Consider the following 21,118-nt stretch of genomic DNA (forward strand, 5'->3'; position numbering starts at 1 on the left):
AGGATGCACATACTCGCCACCACATCGTCGTCGCTCGACGACCTTATCGAACCGGTAGACCTCAACCAGTCACCGGCCGATGTGGTGGTCCTGTCCTTTTCCGGCAGCGATCTGAACGGGATTGCGGCGGCTTGGGAGGCGGTTGACCGTGGCGCGTGGAATACGGCTGAGGCTCGTGGCCTTGATACCCCCCTCTGGCCTGCCAGCCATCTCCCCCACAACGGGGGAGATCAGCAAGACGTAGCAACACCGCTAAATCCTCAACAATTGAATAGAGCGGAACCTCGCCGCGAGTCGATCTCCCCCCTTGTGGGGGAGATGCCCGGCAGGCCAGAGGGGGGTAAAGCCTCGGGCAACACCAACAGCCCATCGCTCGCCCTCACCAACCTCTCCGACCTGCGCCACCCGATGTCCGCCGATCTGTGGCTGGAAAAGACGGCGGCCCATGCAAAGGTCATCCTCGTGCGCATTCTCGGCGGTTACGACCGCTGGGCATATGGCGTCGAGGAATTGTCGCGGCTGGCGAAACGCCGAAAGATCGCGCTCGCCATGCTGCCCGGCGAATGCAGCATGCGTGACGAACGGCTGGCCGCCGCCTCGACGGTTTCCGAGGCAAATCTTGCCGGCATTCTCGCCTGCTTTCGCGAGGGCGGACCGGACAATATGCGGGTTCTGGTGCAGCGACTGGGAGCATTGGCAAGCGGCGGGGCGGATGAGATTCCGCCTGCAATTGCGATGCCGAAGGCCGGTTTTTATCGCCCTGGAAAAGGGATCGTTGACCGACGAGACCTTATGGCCGGATTTTCACCGGATGCGCCGCGCCTGCCGATCCTGTTCTACCGGTCCATGCTGCTCGCCAATGACGCTGCACCGATCGATGCACTCTTTGAAGCGCTCGCCGCGCGCGGCTTCGCCCCCGTGCCGCTCTTTGTCAGCGGCCTGAAGGATGCCGAGGCGATAACCTTTATCGAACAGGCGATAACCGAGCTTCAGCCCGCCGCGATCCTGACGACCACCGCTTTTGCCAGCGGCACCGACGACAGCAACGAGACGATTTTCGATAAGTCAGGCATTCCGGTCTTCCAGATCGTTGTCGCGACCACCCGCCGCGAAGGCTGGATCGAGGGCAGGCGCGGCTTGAATCCCGCCGACCTTGCCATGCATGTCGTCCTGCCGGAACTCGATGGCCGCATTCTGGCCGGTGTGATCTCCTTCAAGCAGGGCAGCGGCTCGGCCGAACTCGTCAACAGCCCTGAAGCTGACCGCGTCGAACAGGTGACCGAGCGGATCGCAGCCTTCCTGCGGATGAAGATGACGAGCCGCTATGAGCGAAAAATCGTCATCCTGATGCCGGATTATCCGAGCGCGCCGGGCCGCACCGGTTACGCCGTCGGGCTGGATGTACCGCAAAGCGTGCTTGCCATGCTGCGCGAACTCTCGCTCGCCGGCTATTCGGTTGCCGATATTCCCGACACGCCCCGCGACCTCCTTGATCGTCTTAATCGGAAAACTGGCTCCTTGCCGCTTCGCGACTACGTCGCAGCACCAGGTGCCAGCGAAGCATGGGGCGATGCGAAAGACGACGCGGATCTGAAAAATGGCGCATACCGCTTCCGCGCCGCACAATTTGGCAATGTCACCGTGGCGCTGGCGCCGGATCGCGGTCGCAGCGCCGATCGCCGCGCCGACTATCACAGCCCTGACCTGCCGCCCCGCCATGCGCTGATCGCCTTCGGCCAATGGATGCGCCACGCCCTTGGCGCTCATGCGATCGTGCATGTCGGCGCACATGGCACGCTCGAATGGCTGCCGGGCAAGACGGTGGCGCTGTCGAAGGAGTGTTTCCCGGAACTGGTGACCGGCGCCCTGCCGGTGATCTATCCCTTTATCGTCTCCAATCCCGGCGAGGCAGCCGTTGCCAAAAGGCGGATTTCCGCTGTCACCATCGGCCACCTGCCCCCGGTTCTGACCGGCGCCGGTCTTTCGGACGACGAGAAGAAGCTTGAACTGCTGGTCGACGAATATGCCCAGGCCGATGGCCTCGACCGCCGCCGCCGTGACCGGCTGGCAAAACTGATCGTCGATGCGGCCCGCGACACGACGATTGCCACCGATGCCGGCGTTTCCCGCGACGACGACCCGGATACCGCGCTTGCCCGGATCGATGCGTTTCTTTGCGATCTCAAGGACTTTGCGATCAAGGACGGCCAGCATATTTTCGGCGAAGTGGCCAAGGGCGACGATGATCCGCTGCGGATTGCCAGTGCCGGGACGGAAAAGCAGGCTCTGCTGGATGCGCTGGATGGCAGGCATATCCGCCCCGGCCCTTCCGGTGCACCGGCGCGTGGCCGCCGCGATGTGATGCCGACCGGGCGCAATCTTTTTGCCAGCGATCCGCGCACCCTGCCGACGCCGACCGCCTTCGAGCTTGGCAAACGTGCCGCCGACGAAATCCTGCGCCGTTATCTTCAGGACCATGGCGACTGGCCGAAAAACCTCGTTTTCGATATCTGGGGCAGCGCCTCGCTTCGAAGCGGCGGTGAGGAAGTGGCGCAGGTTCTGGCACTGATGGGCGCAAGGCCGGTTCAGGACATGGTGACCGGCCGTGTCACCGGCATTGAGGTTCTGCCTCCGGCGCAACTCGGCCGCCCGCGCGTGGACGTGACGCTCAGGATTTCCGGCCTATTCCGCGACATGTTCCCGGCGCTGATTGCCCTGCTCGATGCCGCCATGCGGGCAATTGCTACGCGCGAGGAAGCACCGGGCGACAATCCGTTGGCTGAAGAGACGCAGAAGACAGGCTCGGTTCCGCCGCGTATTTTCGGCTCGGCACCCGGCACCTACGGCTCCGGCATCGAGGAAAAACTTGCCGATGGATCGTGGGGCGAGCGCGAAGAGCTGGGGCGCATCTATCTCGACGCCACCAGCCATGCTTTCGGCGGTGCGGACGGTATGGCGAGTCATGTGCCCGGCGAATTTGCTGGACGGATCGGCAATGCCGACCTGCTCGTCCATACCGGCGACGATCCCGGCCGCGATCTTCTGGACGGTTCGGCCGACGTTGCCTTTATCGGCGGTTTTTCCGCAGCGGTGGCAGCGCTTGGCGGCAAGGCGGACGTAATTGCGCTCGATACGACCGATCCCGCAAAACCGAAAGCACGCTCGATTTCCGAAGCCGTCACACGGGTTGTCCGTGCGCGGGCCATCAATCCGCGCTTCATCGCCGGCCAGATGCGCCACGGCCCACGCGGAGCCGCAGAACTGGTCGAAACCGTCGACAGGCTTATCGGCTTTGCCGAAACCACCCATGCCATCCCGCAATCGCTGATCGATGCGACCTACAACGCCTATCTTGGCGACGAGGTCGTGCGAGAATTTCTGCTGACGCAGAACCCGGAAGGTGCGCGCTATATGGGCGAGCGTTTCCGCTCGGCGCTGAACCGCGGGCTATGGCATCCGCGCCGAAATGCGGTCGATGCCGAGCTTGAGATGCTGACGGGAGAGGTCGCATGACGGCGCTCCCGCTCACTCTGCAACGCGGTGCCTGCCCTGCCCTTTCGGCCCCGATGATGACCGGCGACGGCCTGTTGGCGCGTATCTCGCTGATCGAAGCGATTTCGCCCGAACAACTGGCGGATATTTGCCTGCTGGCGCTGAAGCATGGCAACGGCATGGTCGACATTTCCGCCCGCGGCAATCTTCAGGTCCGTGGCTTGAGCGAGATATCCGCGCCGCGTCTGGATGCAGATGCGCGCGCGATGAACCTGCCGCTTCGCGAAGGTCTTACCGTCGAAGTTCCACCGCTTGCCGGTATGGATGATAGCGAAATTGCCGATCCCCGACCGCTGGCAGAGGCCATACGTGACGCCTCGCGCGGCATTACCGGACTGGCACCCAAAATGGCCGTTGTGGTCGATGGTGGAGGACTTCTGCGGCTCTCGGACCTGCTTGCCGATATCCGTCTTATCGCGGTCGGAAAACACGACTGGAAGTTGCTTTTAGGCGGCACCGAACAATCCACTCACGTTTTCAATGTTTTACGTGAAACACTTGTTGTCGACACGGTCATCGACCTGTTGAAGCGGCTGGCAAGCCTGGGAAACAAGGCTCGCGGACGAGATCTGGCTCATCGCTTGGCCGTGAACGAGGCAGCACCCCACACTCCGCCGTCATCCTCGGGCTTGTCCCGAGGATCTGCCAGCGTCGCGACAGTTGATCCGTCGCAGATGCTCGGGACAAGCCCGAGCATGACGGCTGGAAAAGTGGCTGCATCTCCTTTTGACTTGTTCAGCCTTTCAAATCACCTCCACGCCATCGGCATCGGCCCCGCCTTTGGACAGGCAAAGGCGGAACATCTGATCGCGCTTTGTAACGAAGCCGTCCGCTTGGGAATAAAATCGCTCAAACCAGCGCTTGATCACTCCCTGCTCTTCTTTGGCACCGAGATCGCCTGCCGGGAATTGCGGGACTTCGCCGACAGCAACGGGTTCATCATCTCTGCCAACGATCCGCGTGGCCATATCGCCGCCTGCTCAGGCAGCCCCGCCTGCAATTCGGCGACGATCGCCACTCACGAGATTGCCGCAGCAGCGGCCGCCGAATGCGCCGATCTGCTCGACGGTTCTTTCAAGCTGCATGTCACCGGTTGCCCGAAAGGCTGCGCCCATCCGCAACCGGCAGCGCTTACCCTTTGCGGCACCGCTAATCACGTTTCTCTGATTGCGCAGGGAAAAGCTGCAGACGAACCCTTTGCTTTCTCGAGCTTTGCCGATACCAACGCCACGCTTCGCCGCCTTGCCGATCTCGTCAGATCGGAAAGACGGCCAAGCGAAAACTCAGCCGCGTGCCTTGCCCGGATCGGTTCAGACCGGCTGGAAGCGGCAGCCACAGGACGACCATGACAAGTTACGACTATATCCGCGAAGGCGATGCGATCTACGAAAAGTCATTCGCGATCATTCGCGCGGAAGCCGATCTTTCCGCCTTCACCGAGGAACAGGCCGATATCGCCGTGCGCATGATCCATGCCTGCGGGCTGGTCGAGGCGGCAGAGCATTTCCGGTTCTCGAGCGATTTCGTCGAGGCGTCACGCGCTGCCCTTCGAGCTGGAAAGCCGATCTATTGCGACGCCGAAATGGTGGCGCATGGCGTGACCCGCGCAAGACTGCCGGCGGAAAACCAGGTGATCTGCACTCTGCGCGACAGTCGCACCGTAGAACTGGCAAAAACCATCGGAAACACCCGCTCGGCAGCCGCTCTCGACCTGTGGGACGAGCTGGAAGGCGCGGTCGTTGCCATCGGCAATGCGCCGACGGCACTGTTTCGATTGCTGGAAATGCTGGATGCCGGTGCACCGCGCCCGGCCGCGATCATCGGCATGCCGGTCGGTTTTGTCGGCGCGATGGAAAGCAAGGAAGCGCTGATGGAATCCACCCACGACATTCCTTATGCCGTGGTGCGCGGCCGCATGGGCGGCTCGGCCATGACCGCCGCCGCAGTTAACGCGCTTGCGAGGTCAGGACTGTGAACGCCGCCATCATCAAGGGCAAACTCACCGGCGTCGGCACGGGTCCGGGCGATCCGGAACTGATGACGCTGAAAGCGGTTCGCGCCATCAACGAGGCCGATGTCGTCGCCTTCTTCTGCAAGAAGGGCTCGACCGGCAATGGCCGCACCATCGTCGAGGCGCATATCCGCCCCGGCACGATCGAATTGCCGCTGGTCTATCCGGTAACAATCGAGACCCACAAGGACGAAGACGACTATAAGAACCCGATCAACGATTTCTTCGATCGCTCGGCCGAAGAGATCGCCGCCTATCTCGATGCCGGCAAGAATGTTGCCGTGCTGAGCGAGGGCGATCCGCTTTTCTACGGTTCCTACATGCACCTGCATCTGCGGCTGAAGGATCTTTATCAGGCGGACGTGATCGCAGGCGTTACCGCCATGTCCGGCTGCTGGTCGATGACCGGCCTGCCGCTGGTGCAGGGCGACGACATTTTAAGCGTGCTGCCCGGCACGCTGCCGGAAGAAAAGCTCGCGGAACGGCTCGCAGTTACGGATGGCGCCGTGATTATGAAGGTTGGCCGTAACTTGCCGAAAATCCGCCGCGCCCTAGCATCGGTCGGAAAGCTTTCCGGCGCACTTTATGTCGAGCGCGGCACGATGGCGAACGGAGCGGCCGAGCGACTGGAAACGCGCGACGAAAGCCCGGCGCCCTATTTCTCCATCGTACTCGTTCCCGGCTGGACCACGAGACCGCAAGGGGAAAAGAAATGACCGGGTCGCTGACCGTTGTCGGCCTCGGCCCCGGCAATCCCGACCAGATGACCCAGGAGGCTCTCGCGGCAGTTACGGCATCCACCGACTTTTTCGGCTATTTCCCGTATATAGACCGGCTGAACCTCAGAGCAGACCAACGCCGCCACGCCTCGGACAACCGCGAAGAACTGACGCGCGCCAAAGCAGCGCTGGAAATGGCGGCCAAGGGCGGTAAGGTCTGCGTTGTTTCCGGCGGTGATCCGGGCGTGTTTGCCATGGCGGCCGCAGTTTGCGAAGCGATCGACGACGGCCCGGCCGAATGGCGTGATATCGAGCTGTTCGTCGTGCCGGGTGTTACTGCGATGCTTGCGGTTGCCGCCAAGGCCGGTGCACCGCTGGGCCATGATTTCTGCGCCATATCACTGTCGAATAACCTGAAACCCTGGGCGATCATCGAGAAACGTCTCGTGGCGGCTGCGAAGGCGGGCTTCGTCATGGCCTTCTACAATCCGATCAGCAAGGCGCGTCCGCACCAGCTGGGCGAGGCTTTCGACATTTTGCGCGCCCATCTGCCCGGCTCAGTGCCGGTGATCTTCGGCCGTGCAGCAGGCCGCCCCGACGAGGCGATCCGCATCGTGCCGCTCGAAGAAGCTGAAGGCGATATGGCAGACATGGCGACCTGCGTGATCGTCGGCACGGCCGAGACGAGGCTTATCGAGCGGACTGGTCAGAGGCCGATTGTCTATTCGCCCCGTTTTCTGCGGGAGAGCTTCCAGTGACGCACCATGCCGGCAAGCTCTTCGACGCTTCTGGCCGATGGCACATCCGGCAGACGGGGGCGTTCGATCAGCACGACCTCGATGCCCAGCCGTCGGGCAGCGCTGATCTTGCCGACGCTGGAGACACCGCCACTATTCTTCGAGACGATAAGATCGATTGCATGCTGTTCAAGCAGCTGGGTCTCGTCCCATTCGGAGAACGGACCGCGCGCGGTGATATAAGACACGTTCGGCAGCTTCAGCGGCGGATCGACCGGATCGACGCTGCGCACCAGATAGGAATGCTGCGGCATCACTTCGAAAGGCAGCAGTTCCTGCCGGCCGAGCGTCAGGAAAACCCGGCGCGGAGCAATGTCGAGGGCTTGGACGGCGGCCGCAATATCGGTGACCTCCTGCCAGTGATCGCCCTTCTGTCGCGACCATACCGGACGGCGCAAAGCGAGAATATCGACACCCGCCAGCGCCGCCGCCTCGGCAGCGTTGCGGGAAATGTTTGCCGCAAACGGATGCGTCGCGTCGATCAGCAGGTCCACGTTCTTTTCGCGAAGAAATGCGGCAAGCCCTCCGGCACCGCCGAAGCCGCCGATACGAACCGGCACGGGCTGTTCGGCCGGGGCCTTGGTGCGGCCGGCAAGCGAGAGCAAAATATCGTAATCGGGGCTCGTCGAAAGCTGGGCGGCGAGCGCCTTGGCTTCCGCCGTGCCTCCCAGAATGAGGATGGAGTAGGTCAAATTGCCTCCTGAATCAGAGAAACAAGCTTTAAACCAAAGCCGCTGGCTGTCCATTGTCGGGATCGGCGAGGATGGCGTGAAAGGGCTGGGCGAAAACGCCAGGGATGCGATCGCCTGCGCTTCGGTCGTCTTCGGCGGCAAACGGCATCTGGAGCTTGCAGCGCCGCTGATAACCGGCGAGGCGCGTCCATGGCCCGTGCCGTTCGATGCAGCGATGCGCGATGTCCTGGCACTGAGAGGGCAAAAGGCTTGCGTGCTCGCCTCCGGCGATCCGTTCTTTTACGGCGTCGGCGTCACCCTGTCGCGTCACATCGGCTCCGATGAGTTTACCACCTACCCATCGCCTTCGGCATTCTCGCTGGCGGCTTCGCGGCTCGGCTGGCCGCTACAGGATATCGAGACCGTTTCCCTGCACGGCCGCCCGATCGACCTGATCCGCCCGCTATTGCATCCCGGCCGGCGGATCATCGCGTTGACCTCCGACGAAAAAGGCCCTCGGGAGCTGGCGGAACTGCTGACGGAAAGCGGGTTTGGTCGATCCGGAATGACAGTGCTTGAAGCGATGGGCGGTGAGGCCGAGACGATGCGCGCCGGCAAGGCCGCAGAATTCGCATTACAGGATATCAATGTCCTCAATGTCGTGGCCATCGAGGTGGTTGCAAGTGCCGATGCGCGCATCCTGCCGCGTGGCTTCGGACTCGACGACGCGCTGTTCGAACATGACGGTCAGATCACCAAGCGCGAAATTCGGGCGCTGACGATGTCGGCGCTCAGCCCTCGGCAAGGTGAACTGCTCTGGGACATCGGCGCTGGTTCCGGTTCGATCGGCATAGAATGGATGCTGGCCGACCCGTCGATGCGAGCGATTGCCATCGAAGCTCATCCGGAACGCGCCGCGCGGATCAGGCGCAATGCATCCCATTTCGGCGTTCCGGGATTGGTTCTGGTCGAAGGAGAGGCGCCGTCCGCGCTGAACGATCTCCCGCAACCCGATACGATCTTCATCGGCGGCGGAGGCAGCGAACCAGGCGTCTTCGACGCAGCCTTAGAGGCACTGAAGCCCGGCGGCAGGCTGGTTGCCAATGCCGTGACGCTGGAAATGGAAACAGTACTGCTGGCGGCACAAGCGAAACTCGGCGGCAACCTGATCCGAATGGAAGTTTCACGCGCAGCACCGGTCGGCGCGATGCAGGGCTGGAAGCCGGCAATGCCGGTGACCCAATGGACATGGACAAAAGGAATGCAATCATGATCGTTGCCGGTCTCGGCTGCCGCAAGGGCAGCACGCGCGATGAGCTTCTATCGGCACTCGATGCCGCCTGCATGGAAGCGAAAATTTCACGTGAATCCATCTCGGCGCTCGCAACCGGCGAGATCAAGCGGGAGGAAGCCGGCATTCTGCAATTGGCCGAGATGCTGGGCCTGCCGCTCCATATCGTGGCGGACGATGCCCTGATGGACGCAGAACCGCGAACGAAAACCGTGTCACGGCACAGCCTTGCGAAAACGCTGTCCTCCAGCCTTTCGGAGGGTGCCGCGCTGGCAGCTGCGGGCGAAAAATCAGAGATCATCGTGCCTAGGCTGATATCGCAGGGCGCCACCTGCGCGCTGGCAGAAATGAAAGAACAAGCATGACCGTCCATTTCATCGGTGCAGGTCCGGGTGCAGCAGACCTGATCACCGTGCGCGGTCGTGATATTCTCGCCCGCGCGCCGGTCTGCCTTTATGCCGGCTCGATCATGCCCAAGGAACTGCTCGACTGGTGCCCGAAAGATGCGCGCATCGTCGATACCGGTTCCTTGTCGTTGGACGAGATCGAAGCCGAATATGTTGCCGCCCACAAGGCGGGCAAGGACGTCGCGCGGCTGCATTCCGGCGATCTCTCCGTCTGGAGCGCGGTCGCCGAACAAATCCGTCGGCTGGAAAAACACGGTATCGATTATACGCTAACGCCGGGCGTGCCCTCCTTCGCCGCAGCAGCGGCAGCACTGAAGCGTGAACTCACCATCCCGGAAGTGGCCCAGAGCCTCGTACTCACCCGCGTTTCCGGCCGCGCGTCGAAAATGCCGGAAGGCGAAACACTGAAGGCCTTTGGAGCGACAGGCGCAACGCTGGCGATCCATCTCGCCATCCATGCACTGGAAAAAATCGTCGAGGAACTGACGCCGCTTTATGGCGCAGATTGCCCGGTGGCAATTGTCGTACGCGCCTCCTGGCCGGAAGAGCGGATCATCCGCGGAACGCTCGCCGATATCGAGGCGAAACTGGCGGAAGAGCCGGCCGAACGCACGGCACTGATCTTTATCGGCAAAGGCCTGGGCGCGTCCGATTTTGTCGAGAGCCAGCTATACAATGCCGACTATGTAAGGCGTTTTCGCCCCGGCTGGGATCAGTTCAGCAAGGATCACGCCGATAAGGGTTCGGAATGATCGGAGGGCGTGAACTCCGTCTTGCCGACAAGCTGGCCTTGTCGATCGAAGACCAGGATTTCCAGAGCAATATCTGGCGTATGCAGTGCCTTGGCCGCCGTTTTCCAGGCGAGTGCAGCGATGCGGTTGCCAAGCGGAAGCCCTATGTCATCGGCGAGCTGGAAGGCGTGCGACACGGTATTGGCCGCGGTAATTCGCGCCACGAAATCGGCCTCCGCGCCGGCTTCGGCCGCAACCTTGGCCAGAGCCTCGAGATCGGCAAGCCCGCGTTTGGAATGCACATCGAGCATGCCTTGAGAAAGCTTGGTCATCTTGGCGACGCCGCCGGCAATCGTCACCTTCGGCACCGGATGGCTGCGAAGATATTTCAGCATGCCGCCGACGAAATCGCCCATGTCGATCAGCGCGATCTCCGACAGGCCATGATGGGCCTGCGCCGCCTTTTCGGACACATTGCCGGTGGCGCCGGAAATGTGATCAAGCCCTGCGGCGCGCGCCACATCGATGCCACGCCAGATGGAATGAATCCAGGAAGCGCAGGAAAACGGGATGACGATGCCGGTTGTACCGAGAATCGATATGCCGCCAAGGATTCCAAGTCTACCGTTGAGGGTGCGCTCGGCGATCTTCTCGCCATCGGCAACGGAAATCTCGACCTCGAAATCCCGCTCGCCATGGCAAACCTCGGAAATAGCCTGGGCGATCATCTTGCGCGGAACCGGGTTGATAGATGGCTCACCGGGCGGCAGCGGCAGGCCAAGTCGTGTCACGGTGCCGACGCCCGGTCCCGCCTTGAAGGTAATGCCGGAGCCGGGCAATCCACGGCGCACGGTGCTCATGATCAGCGCGCCATGGGTGACATCGGGATCGTCGCCGGCATCCTTGACGATGCCAGCCTTGGCAAATCCGCTGCCCTTCTCTTCCATCGCAAGAGCGAAGGCCGGGCGTTGGCCGCCGGGCAGTGTCACTTCGACCAAGGCCGGAAATTCGCCGGTCATCAACGCAAGACAGGCGGCCTTACTGGCTGCCGCCGCACAGGTGCCCGTCGTCCATCCACGACGCAGGTTCTTGCTTTCTGTTTCAATGGCCGCTTCCATGGCCGTTTCTATAACCCGGCCGCCACCGGCCGGCAAAAGGTTTGAATATGTCCGTGAATGAGTTGTTGGAAACGATCGTCGATGCCCCCGAATTTGCCCCGGGCCACGTATGGCTGGGTGGTGCCGGACCGGGTCATCCACGTTATCTGACGCTGGAAGTAGCTGATGCGCTAAAAAAGGCGGATGTGATAGTGCATGATGCGCTGGTTTCTGACGGCGTGCTGGCGCTGGCGACGACAAAAGACCTGATCTTCGTCGGCAAGCGTGGCGGCAAGCCTTCCGTCGCGCAGGACGATATCACGGCCAAACTGATCGAACTGGCAAAGGCGGGAAAGCGCGTCTTGCGGCTGAAGGGCGGCGATCCCTTCATCTTCGGTCGTGGCGGCGAGGAAGCTGAAGCGCTGGTGAAGGAAAACATTCCCTTTCGCGTGCTGCCCGGCATGACATCCGCATTGGCGGCGCTCGCCTCCGCCAACATTCCGGCTACCATGCGCGGCATCAGCCGCTCGATCACGCTGGCAACCGGCCATGCCGCCGGAACACCCGGCGATCTCGACTGGAAGGCGCTTGCAAAAACCGGCGAGCCGATCGTCGTTTATATGGGCGTCAGCACGATCGGCACGATTGCCCGACTGCTGATGGAAGGCGGCCTTGCCGCCGACACGCCCGTTGCCGTGCTGATGGCCGCAACGACGCCGGACGAACGCTCGATGACGGCAACACTTGCCACTGTCGAGGAAGAAGTCCAGCGCCAGAATTTTGCCGCTCCAGCACTGATCGTCATCGGCAGGATCGTTTCCATGCAGGCTGTCCTATCCGGGCAGGCCGTTCTTTCGGGCAAGAATCCATGATCGCCCGCGCGCTCATCATCGGCGCACCCCGCTCCGGCTCCGGCAAGACAAGCGTCACGATCGGCCTGCTGAGGGCGTTCCAACGGCGCGGCGTGAAAGTTCGCGGCATCAAGACCGGGCCGGATTATATCGACCCCGGTTTTCACGAGGCGGCGACCCGACTGCCCGGCCTCAATCTCGACAGCTGGGCGATGGCACCCGATCTTTTGCGCCATCTGGCGCGTGAACAGGCGGATGATGCCGAGCTGATACTGATCGAAAGTGCCATGGGCCTGTTCGACGGCATCGTGACCGAACCCAATCGTTCCGGCGCCGCATCCGATCTGGCCCGGCTTTTCGGCCTGCCTGTGCTTCTGGTACTCGACGTTTCCGGCCAGAGCCAGACAGCGGCGGCAATCGCCTGCGGTTTCATGCATTACGACCCAAATGTGAAGATGGCCGCCTGCGTGTTGAACAGGGCCGGCAGCGAGCGACACAAGAAGCTTTCCGGCGATGCGATCGAGGCACTTGGCATGCCGGTTGTCGGCACGGTGCTGCGTGATCCGACGCTGACACTGCCGGAACGCCATCTCGGTCTCGTCCAGGCGAGCGAACACCCGGAAATGGATGCCCATATCGATCGTCTGGCCGATGCTATGGAGCGCTCGCTTGATCTCGATGCGATTTTTGCCGCCGCAAAACCATTCGATATACCGTCAGGTTCAACCGAAAAGGCGCTTCCACCACCGGGCCAGCGGATTGCGCTTGCCGAGGACGCGGCCTTCACCTTCCTCTACCCACATATCAAGCGGCAATGGCGCGCCATGGGGGCGGAGATCATCACCTTTTCGCCGCTCGCCGACGAAGCGCCGCCAGGCGATTGCGACATCTGCTGGCTGCCGGGCGGTTATCCCGAGCTGCATCCCCGCCGGCTGGCCACAGCCCACAATTTCAAGGCGGGTTTGAAAAGCTTCGCGGAAACAAAACCCGTACACGGCGAATGTGGTGGCTACATGGTTCTCGGCGAGGCGCTGGAGGATGCCGATGGCGTGACCCACACCATGACCGGACTTCTTTCCCATGCTACCAGCTTTGCCCAACGCAAGATGAATCTCGGCTACCGCCAGGCACGCCTGCTGGGCCACTCTGCGATCGGTTCGGCCAACGACCTGATCCGTGGCCATGAATTCCATTACGCACGCGTGATCGATGCTGGAAACGACCAACCTCTCGCCATGATTGCAGACGGCCGCGGCGTCGAAATAGGCCCATCGGGTGGAAAACGAGGTCGTGTGACCGGCGCATTTTTCCATGCAATAGCGCGCGATTGAGCCTATTGGGCACCTGCCTGACAGGTGTCGAATTTTCGCAACCCATGGGAGGTTGCCAAATGTGTCGCATCAAAGGCACTTAATGTCGTAGCGAAGGCTCACCCGCGCGACACCGCGCCCTTACCATTCATCAAGCCTCAACGGGCCTTCGATCACAGAGCAGATTTTCCCGAGGCAGATAAGCTCACGCAGATGAGCGGGAGACTGCAGAAGAAAGGAAGTTATGTCGGCGGCAACCGAACCATTTCCCACGATCGACAGCATGAAACACGCCCCTCCACGGAAGAGGAAACCGGACGAGCGGGTGTCGATGACAAGAACAGAAATCTGCATCGGATAAAGGGGAACAAGGGAAATGAACGACTTCACAAAGTATCTGGCCGGACGCGTTACGGCAGGCGGCATGAACCGCCGCGAATTCATGGGTCGCGCCATGGCCGCCGGCCTGACGCTGACCGCAGCTGGCAATCTTTTCGCCACCAGCGCCGCAGCCCAGACGCCCAAGAAGGGCGGCACATTGAAGCTCGGCCTAGAAGGCGGCGCAGCCACCGACTCAATCGACCCCGCCAAGGCAACCTCACAAGTCATGTTCGCTGCCGTACGCAGCTGGGGTGACACGCTGGTAGAGACACATCCGCAGACCCGGGCCCCGATCCCGTCGCTGGCCGAATCCTGGGTGCCTTCCGCCGACGCCAAGACCTGGACCTTCAAGATCCGCAAGGGCGTGCAGTTCCACGACGGCAAGGAAATGACCACCGACGACGTTGTGGCCACCCTGAAACGCCACAGCGACTCGAAGACCGAATCCGGTGCAGCCGGCGTGATGAAGTCGATCACCTCGATCGAAAACAAGGGCGGTGATCTGGTTGTCACACTCGACAGCGGCAATGCCGACCTGCCGGCAATCTTCACCGATTATCACCTCGTCATCCAGCCGAATGGCGGCATCGACAAGCCGACGGCTGGCGTCGGCACCGGCCCCTACAAGGTGAAGAGCTTCGAACCCGGCGTTCGCATGACCTTCGAGAAAAACCCGAATGACTGGCGCTCCGACCGTGGTTATGTAGATTCAGTCGAAATTATCACGATGAACGACGCGACGGCCCGTATTGCGGCACTTTCGTCCGGTCAGGTCCAGTTCATCAACCGCGTCGATCCGAAGACCGTACCGCTTCTGACACGCGCCCCGACGGTGCAGCTGCTGACGACATCAGGCGGCGGTCACTATGTCTTCATCATGCACTGTGACAAGGCGCCGTTCGACAACAACGACCTCAGGATGGCGCTGAAATACGCGATCGACCGCGAGGAAATGGTCAAGCGCATTCTCGGCGGTTACGGCAAGGTGGGCAACGACTTCCCGATCAACGACACCTACGCGCTCTTCCCCGAAGGCATCGAGCAGCGATCTTACGATCCCGACAAGGCGGCCTTCCATTACAAGAAGTCCGGCCATAGTGGATCCGTGCTCCTGCGCACCTCGGAAGTCGCCTTCCCGGGCGCCGTCGACGCCTCCGTGCTCTTCCAGCAGAGCGCCAAGAAAGCTGGCATCGACATCGAGATCAAGCGCGAGCCGGGTGACGGCTACTGGTCGAACGTCTGGAACGTGCAGCCTTTCTCCGCCTCCTATTGGGGCAGCCGCGCGACCCAGGACCAGTTCTATTCCGGCGCCTATCTTTCGACCGCCGACTGGAACGACACCCGCTTCAAGAACGAGACATTCGACAAGCTGCTGATCTCGGCCCGCGGCGAACTGGACGAGAAGAAGCGCAAGGACATGTATCGCGAAATGGCGATGCTGGTGCGTGACGAAGGCGGCACGATTCTGCCGATGTTCAACGACTTCGTGAATGCCGGCACCAAGAAGCTGATGGGCTATGTCAGCGATATCGGCAACGACATGTCCAACGGCTATGTCGCCAGCCGCGTCTGGTTCGACGCCTGACCCCTGAAAAAGGGCTCTTGCCCACCGATGAACATGGATCGCAGGTCAGCGCCTGCGATCCCATTCCTTCATTTCGGAAACGGGATCGCGCCAGATGTCAAATTCCACAGAGGCCGGCGGCACGCCTGCCCGCAGCCTTAGGGAGCGGTTTCCGCTATTGACCCTTATCTTCGAGCGCTTTCTTCTCTCGCTCGTTCTTCTCTTTGCCGTTTCCGTGCTGATCTTTGCCGGTGTGGAAGCTCTGCCCGGCGATTTCGCCTCCACCTATCTCGGCCAGTCGGCCACCCCGGAGACGATCGCCAACATCCGCTCCGAACTCGGCCTCGATCGCCCTGTCGTCACCCGCTATTTCGACTGGCTGGGCGGTGTGGTCCAAGGTGATTTCGGCACCTCCTGGGCAAGCCGCAATTCGGTCTCCGAACAGGTCGGCAAACGACTTGGCAACTCACTGTTCCTTGCCGGTTTTGCCGCCATCATCGCCGTGCCGCTTGCGATCTGTCTCGGCATGCTCTCGGTCCATTTCCGTGACCGGATGCCCGACAAGATCATCAATGTGATTTCGCTGGCGGCGATCTCGCTGCCGGAATTTTTCATCGGCTACCTGCTGATCCTCTATTTCGCCGTCAATTTCGGTATCGCCACCTTCCCGGCGACAGTCTACGAGGGCATGGGCTTCCTCGAACGTATCCAGACGATTGCGCTGCCGACGGCAACACTGGTTCTCGTCGTTCTCGCTCACATGATGCGGATGACGCGCGCGGCCATCCTCTCCGTCATGTCTTCCGCCTATATGGAAACGGCCGAGCTGAAGGGACTTTCCAGCTGGCGAGCGATCGTCAAGCACGCCGCCCCCAACGCGCTCGCCCCGATCATAAACGTCGTGGCGCTCAATCTCGCCTATCTGGTGGTCGGTGTCGTGGTCGTCGAGGTCGTCTTCGTTTATCCGGGCATGGGCCAGTACATGGTCGATGCGGTGACGGTGCGCGACATGCCGGTCGTGCAGGCCTGCGGCCTGATCTTTGCGGCCGTCTACATCCTCTTGAACATGCTGGCCGATATTCTTGCGATCGTCGCCAATCCGAGATTGAGGCATCCGCGATGAGAGTGAGAGAAATCCCCATCACCGCCTGGATCGGCCTTTTGGGCATTGCGCTCGCCATCTTCTGCGCCCTCTTCGCCCCGCTGATTGCCCCTTATGGCGAAACCGAAGTCGTCGGGGGCGTCTGGCAGGTGGCGGATGGCCAGTTCTTCTTCGGCCTAGACAATCTCGGCCGTGACATCCTCTCGCGGCTGATCTACGGCACCCGCACGACGCTTTTCGTGGCACTGGCGGCGACCGTGATCTCGTTTTCGCTCGGCATCATTTTAAGCTTCATCGCGGCGGTCTCCGGCGGGGTGATCGACACGGTCTTCTCCCGTTTCAACGACCTGATGATGTCGATCCCGACACTGATCTTCGCGCTCGTCGTACTGGCCGTCCTGCCGCAATACCTGTTCGTGCTGATCCTTGTCATGGCAGTACTTGATTCCACCCGCGTCTACCGTCTCGGCCGCGCCGTGGCGCTCGATGTCGCGGTGATGGAATTTGTCGAGGCGGCAAAACTGCGTGGTGAAGGCAAGATGTGGATCATTTTTCGAGAGATCCTGCCCAACACGCTCTCGCCGCTTCTGGCCGAATTCGGTCTGCGCTTCGCCTTTGCCATCCTGTTCCTTTCTACCCTTTCCTTCCTCGGCCTCGGCATACAGCCGCCGACAGCAGACTGGGGCGGCATGGTGAAGGACAACAAGGACGGCATCATCTTCGGCATCCCCGCAGCGCTCGTACCCGGCTCGGCGATCGCGGCACTTTGCATCTGCGTCAACCTCGTGGTCGACTGGCTCTTGAAGCGAACCTCCAGCCTGAAGGGAGGCCGTGGCGATGCCTGACACCCATCTTCTTTCCGTCCGCGACCTGAAGATCGAAGCAACCAGCTATCCGCCCGGCGAACAGCCGAAACGGATCACCATCGTCGACGGCGTTTCCTTCGATCTGAAAAAGGGTAAGGTTTTGGGCCTGATCGGCGAATCGGGAGCCGGCAAGTCGACGATCGGCCTCTCCGCCCTCGCCTATGGCCGCGGCGGCGCCGAAATCACCGGCGGCGAGGTGAAACTCGATGGCACGGACATCCTCAAACTCGGCAAGGGCGGCATCAGAAAACTGCGCGGCGCCCGTATCTGCTACGTAGCGCAGTCTGCAGCTGCCGCCTTCAACCCAGCCCACCGGCTCGGCGACCAGGTAATCGAGGCGACAGTCAAGCATGGCCTGATGACCAAGCCGGAGGCGCGCCAGCGGGCGCTCTATCTCTTCCAGGTACTGGGCCTCCCAAGTCCCGAGACCTTCGGCGATCGTTTCCCGCATCAGGTTTCGGGCGGGCAGTTGCAACGCGCCATGACCGCCATGGCGCTCTGCTCCAACCCTGACCTGATCGTCTTCGACGAACCGACAACGGCGCTCGACGTGACGACGCAGATCGATGTTCTGGCCGCGATCAAACATGCGATTGAGGAAACCGATACGGCTGCGCTCTACATCACCCACGATCTCGCGGTGGTCGCGCAGATTTCGGACGACATCATGGTTCTCCGCCATGGCAAGACGGTGGAATACGGCCCGGTGCAGCAGATCATCGAGGCACCGACGCAGGACTATACAAGAGCGCTGGTCAACGTGCGCCAGACAGCACGCGAGGAGGCTGCGGACCAGTCCAACCCGCTGCTGAAAGTGGATAAGGTCAGCGCGGAATATTCGAACGGCTTCAAGGTTCTGCACGGCGTCTCGCTGCATCTGTGCAAGGGACAGACACTGGCGATCGTTGGCGAATCAGGGTCGGGAAAGTCGACGCTGGCACGTGTCATCACCGGCCTTCTGAGGCCGAGCGAAGGCAAGATCACTTTCGACGGCAAGCCGCTGACACTGACACTGAAGAACCGCCCGAAAGACGATCTTCGCCGTATCCAGCTGATCTACCAGATGGCTGATACGGCAATGAACCCACGCCAGACGGTGCGCGACATCATCGGCCGGCCGTTGACCTTCTATTACGGCCTCAGAGGTGCTGCAAAGACCGCCCGCGTCAGGGAACTGCTCGAGCAGATCGAGATGGGCAACGGTTTCATCGATCGTTATCCGGCAGAGCTTTCCGGCGGGCAGAAGCAGCGTGTGGCGATTGCCCGTGCGCTTGCGGCGAAACCAGAGCTGATCCTTTGCGACGAGCCGACATCGGCGCTCGACCCGCTGGTCGCCGAAGGCATTTTGAAGCTGCTGATGAAACTGCAGGAAGAGCAGCAGCTCTCCTATGTTTTCATCACCCATGACATCGCCATCGTGAACGCAATAGCCGATTCGGTCGCCGTCATGCATCGCGGCAGGCTGGTCCGCTTCGGCCCGAAATCCCAGGCACTTTCGCCGCCCTTCGACGACTACACAGACCTTCTCCTCAAATCCGTGCCCGAAATGGAACTCGGCTGGCTGGAAAAGGTGCTTGCCACGCGGCGCATGGAAAGCGCCGGAAACTGAGAGCTGCCCCTCATCCTCCTGCCGGCCCCTTCTCCCCGTAAACGGGGCGAGGACGCAGGTACCAACGTCTCGTTTCCCTTTCCACCATCGAGAGGGGGAAGGTGAGGGGCAAATCCCGCACAGAGTTTGCTTTTAGGATCTGAACAGATGAACGACCGCCCCTTCACCGTTATCGAAAACCAGTGGATCAGGCTGAAGGACGGGACCCGGCTTGCCGCCCGCATCTGGATGCCGGATGGAACAGAAGCCGATCCGGTGCCTGCGGTCTTCGAATTCCTGCCCTATCGAAAACGCGACGGAACCAGCCCGCGCGACGAATCCACTTATCCGGTCTTTGCCGCGTCAGGTATTGCCGGATTGCGTGTCGATATCCGCGGCTCGGGCGAATCCGACGGGGTGATCGACGGCGAGTATACCGAGCTGGAACTGGCGAATGCCTGCGAGCTGATCGCCTGGATTGCCGAACAACCCTGGTCGAACGGTTCGGTCGGCATGATGGGTATCTCCTGGGGCGGCTTCAACAGCCTGCAAGTCGCAGCGCTTCGCCCGCCAGCCTTGAAGGCGGTGATCTCGATCGCCTCCACTACCGATCGCTACAATGACGATATCCATTACAAGAATGGCTGTCATCTCTCGGCCCAGCTCTCCTGGGCGGCAACCATGCTTGCCTACCAATCCCGCTCGCCCGATCCGGAAATCGTCGGTGACCGCTGGCTCGACATGTGGGTGGAGCGGCTGGAAAACGAACCCTTCTTCATGGAGGAATGGCTCTCTCACCAGCGCCGCGATGCATTCTGGAAACACGGTTCGATCTGCGAGGACTATTCCGCTTTCGAAATCCCGGCTCTGGTAATTGCCGGTTGGGCCGATGGTTATCGCAACACCCCGTTTCTGGCGGTTGAGGGACTGGGCGAAAAGGCCAAGGCGCTTGTCGGCCCATGGGTCCACAAATACCCGCATTTTGCCTGGCCGAAACCACGCGCCGATTTCCTTGGCGAGGCCATCGCCTTCTGGAACCGCTGGCTGCGCGGCGAGAACAACGGCATCGACCAGCTGCCGCAGATGCGTGCCTATATTCTCGACGGTCCGAAGCCTGCTGTCAGACGTGATGCCGATCCGGGTTTCTGGATCTCGAAAGACCGCTGGAGCGCACCGGAAGCCGAGTGTTTCTATATCGATCAGTTCGGAACACTGCTTGAAGGCATGCCTATCCGCCATGCGCCGAAGCATAACGTTTATCTGAAATCCCCACTCGACACCGGAACAGCCGCCGGTGAATGGTTCACACTGAAACCGGATGCGGAACTGGCCGGCGACCAGCGCAGCGATGACGCCGGATCGCTGACCTTTGAGACGGCACCGCTGGCGCAGTCGAAAACCTATCTCGGTCGCCCGGTCATCACGCTGACGCTCCGCGCCGATGCCGAGCTCGCCAATCTGTGTGCCCGCCTCGTCGATATCCATCCCGACGGCACCGCGACACGCATTTCGTTCGGCGTCATCAACCTTGCCCATCGTGACGGCAACGAAGAGCCGAAGCCGCTGACACCCGGCGAGCCGGTAACGATCCGGCTTGAACTCGATACCTGCGGTTATCGTTTTGGCGAAGGGCACAGAATCCGGCTATCGCTTTCGACGGCCTATTGGCCGATGGTTCTACCGCCGCCGGTCGATTCCGGCGTGACGATCGATATCGCTTCGCTTGGTCTCGCCATGCCGCTTCTTGGGCGCCATGAGACCTTCGAGATGAAGCAGCCTGACAATCCGGATCCGCTGCCGAAATATATCGAACATGCACCGGCTGAAACGCGCCGCAGCGTAACCCGCGACCTTGCTGCCAACGAGACGCGCTATCAGGTGACCGAGGATACCGGACTTTTCGAACATCCCGGCACCGGCCTTGCCACCTGCCAGCGCCGCGAGGAAACCTGGTCGATCAGCCCGGACGATCCACTGTCTATGACAGGAACCTGCGTCTGGACCTGCGACATGAGCCGCTCCAACTGGTCGATACGTACCGTGTCGACAGCCAACGTAGCCTGCACGGACAAGGATTGGCTGATCAGCGCTTCGGTTCTGGCCTATCACGGGGAAAAACAAATCTTCGAAAAGACATTCGAGAAAGCGATACCGCGTGACCTCATGTGACGGTCAGGTTC

The 21,118-nt window shown here is 61.4% G+C and carries 17 protein-coding genes; 15 read left to right on the plus strand and 2 right to left on the minus strand.

The annotated features are described in order from the left end of the window. Positions 1-3 precede the first annotated feature (3 nt). From cobN to GGE33_RS24855, 5 genes are read left to right on the plus strand one after another with little or no spacing between them, the layout of a single operon-like run. Positions 4-3,513, plus strand: a complete 3,510-nt coding sequence (gene cobN, locus GGE33_RS24835; RefSeq protein ID WP_394353693.1) for a cobaltochelatase subunit CobN — start codon at positions 4-6, stop codon at positions 3,511-3,513. Further along, the gene (gene cobG, locus GGE33_RS24840; protein ID WP_183829457.1) at positions 3,510-4,901 is read left to right on the plus strand and encodes a precorrin-3B synthase; all 1,392 of its coding nucleotides are present in this window, start codon (positions 3,510-3,512) and stop codon (positions 4,899-4,901) included. The genes cobN and cobG overlap by 4 nt, the downstream gene beginning before the upstream one ends. Continuing rightward, the gene (locus GGE33_RS24845; RefSeq protein ID WP_183829460.1) at positions 4,898-5,527 is read left to right on the plus strand and encodes a precorrin-8X methylmutase; all 630 of its coding nucleotides are present in this window, start codon (positions 4,898-4,900) and stop codon (positions 5,525-5,527) included. The genes cobG and GGE33_RS24845 overlap by 4 nt, the downstream gene beginning before the upstream one ends. Further along, positions 5,524-6,279 carry a precorrin-2 C(20)-methyltransferase gene (locus tag GGE33_RS24850; protein ID WP_183829463.1) on the plus strand — a complete coding sequence of 252 codons (756 nt, stop codon included), beginning with the start codon at positions 5,524-5,526 and terminating at the stop codon, positions 6,277-6,279. Before GGE33_RS24845 ends, GGE33_RS24850 begins: the two co-directional genes overlap by 4 nt. After that, positions 6,276-7,040 carry a precorrin-3B C(17)-methyltransferase gene (locus GGE33_RS24855; protein ID WP_183686877.1) on the plus strand — a complete coding sequence of 255 codons (765 nt, stop codon included), beginning with the start codon at positions 6,276-6,278 and terminating at the stop codon, positions 7,038-7,040. Before GGE33_RS24850 ends, GGE33_RS24855 begins: the two co-directional genes overlap by 4 nt. Here GGE33_RS24855 and GGE33_RS24860 read toward each other — a convergent pair. After that, complete coding sequence (locus GGE33_RS24860; RefSeq protein WP_246436455.1) at positions 7,004-7,771, minus strand: cobalt-precorrin-6A reductase; 768 nt, start codon at positions 7,769-7,771, stop codon at positions 7,004-7,006. The genes GGE33_RS24855 and GGE33_RS24860 overlap by 37 nt on opposite strands. A 1-nt stretch (position 7,772) precedes the next feature. Here GGE33_RS24860 and cbiE point away from each other — a divergent pair, with 1 nt between their 5' ends. The 3 genes from cbiE to cobM are packed head-to-tail and all read left to right on the plus strand — an operon-like array spanning position 7,773 to position 10,200. Continuing rightward, positions 7,773-9,023 carry a precorrin-6y C5,15-methyltransferase (decarboxylating) subunit CbiE gene (cbiE, locus tag GGE33_RS24865; RefSeq protein WP_183829470.1) on the plus strand — a complete coding sequence of 417 codons (1,251 nt, stop codon included), beginning with the start codon at positions 7,773-7,775 and terminating at the stop codon, positions 9,021-9,023. Continuing rightward, positions 9,020-9,406, plus strand: coding sequence for a cobalamin biosynthesis protein (locus GGE33_RS24870; protein WP_183686874.1), 387 nt, complete (start codon positions 9,020-9,022; stop codon positions 9,404-9,406). The genes cbiE and GGE33_RS24870 overlap by 4 nt, the downstream gene beginning before the upstream one ends. Further along, positions 9,403-10,200 carry a precorrin-4 C(11)-methyltransferase gene (gene cobM, locus GGE33_RS24875; RefSeq protein WP_148143740.1) on the plus strand — a complete coding sequence of 266 codons (798 nt, stop codon included), beginning with the start codon at positions 9,403-9,405 and terminating at the stop codon, positions 10,198-10,200. The genes GGE33_RS24870 and cobM overlap by 4 nt, the downstream gene beginning before the upstream one ends. Here the strand turns inward: cobM and GGE33_RS24880 are convergent. Then, complete coding sequence (locus GGE33_RS24880; protein WP_183829630.1) at positions 10,176-11,285, minus strand: cobalt-precorrin-5B (C(1))-methyltransferase; 1,110 nt, start codon at positions 11,283-11,285, stop codon at positions 10,176-10,178. The genes cobM and GGE33_RS24880 overlap by 25 nt on opposite strands. Before the next feature lie 59 nt (positions 11,286-11,344). Between GGE33_RS24880 and cobA the strand changes: the two genes are divergently transcribed. The 7 genes from cobA to GGE33_RS24915 all read left to right on the plus strand — a co-directional run bounded on the left by cobA (position 11,345) and on the right by GGE33_RS24915 (position 21,107). Next, positions 11,345-12,148, plus strand: coding sequence for a uroporphyrinogen-III C-methyltransferase (cobA, locus tag GGE33_RS24885; protein WP_183829474.1), 804 nt, complete (start codon positions 11,345-11,347; stop codon positions 12,146-12,148). Further along, a complete protein-coding gene (locus tag GGE33_RS24890; protein WP_183829477.1) occupies positions 12,145-13,458 on the plus strand; it encodes a cobyrinic acid a,c-diamide synthase CobB in 1,314 nt (437 codons plus the stop codon). Before cobA ends, GGE33_RS24890 begins: the two co-directional genes overlap by 4 nt. 355 nt (positions 13,459-13,813) lie before the next feature. Continuing rightward, complete coding sequence (locus GGE33_RS24895) at positions 13,814-15,403, plus strand: ABC transporter substrate-binding protein (protein ID WP_183829479.1); 1,590 nt, start codon at positions 13,814-13,816, stop codon at positions 15,401-15,403. Between the two features lie 94 nt (positions 15,404-15,497). After that, complete coding sequence (locus GGE33_RS24900) at positions 15,498-16,505, plus strand: ABC transporter permease (protein ID WP_183829482.1); 1,008 nt, start codon at positions 15,498-15,500, stop codon at positions 16,503-16,505. Further along, positions 16,502-17,329, plus strand: a complete 828-nt coding sequence (locus tag GGE33_RS24905; protein ID WP_183829485.1) for an ABC transporter permease — start codon at positions 16,502-16,504, stop codon at positions 17,327-17,329. Before GGE33_RS24900 ends, GGE33_RS24905 begins: the two co-directional genes overlap by 4 nt. Then, the gene (locus GGE33_RS24910; RefSeq protein ID WP_183829488.1) at positions 17,322-18,959 is read left to right on the plus strand and encodes an ABC transporter ATP-binding protein; all 1,638 of its coding nucleotides are present in this window, start codon (positions 17,322-17,324) and stop codon (positions 18,957-18,959) included. The genes GGE33_RS24905 and GGE33_RS24910 overlap by 8 nt, the downstream gene beginning before the upstream one ends. Before the next feature lie 147 nt (positions 18,960-19,106). Further along, positions 19,107-21,107 (plus strand): CocE/NonD family hydrolase, encoded by a 2,001-nt coding sequence (locus tag GGE33_RS24915; protein ID WP_183829491.1) that lies wholly within the window; start codon positions 19,107-19,109, stop codon positions 21,105-21,107. Positions 21,108-21,118: the final 11 nt, after the last annotated feature.

This window comes from Aliirhizobium cellulosilyticum (assembly GCF_014198105.1).
GTDB classification, from domain to species: Bacteria; Pseudomonadota; Alphaproteobacteria; order Rhizobiales; family Rhizobiaceae; genus Neorhizobium; species Neorhizobium cellulosilyticum.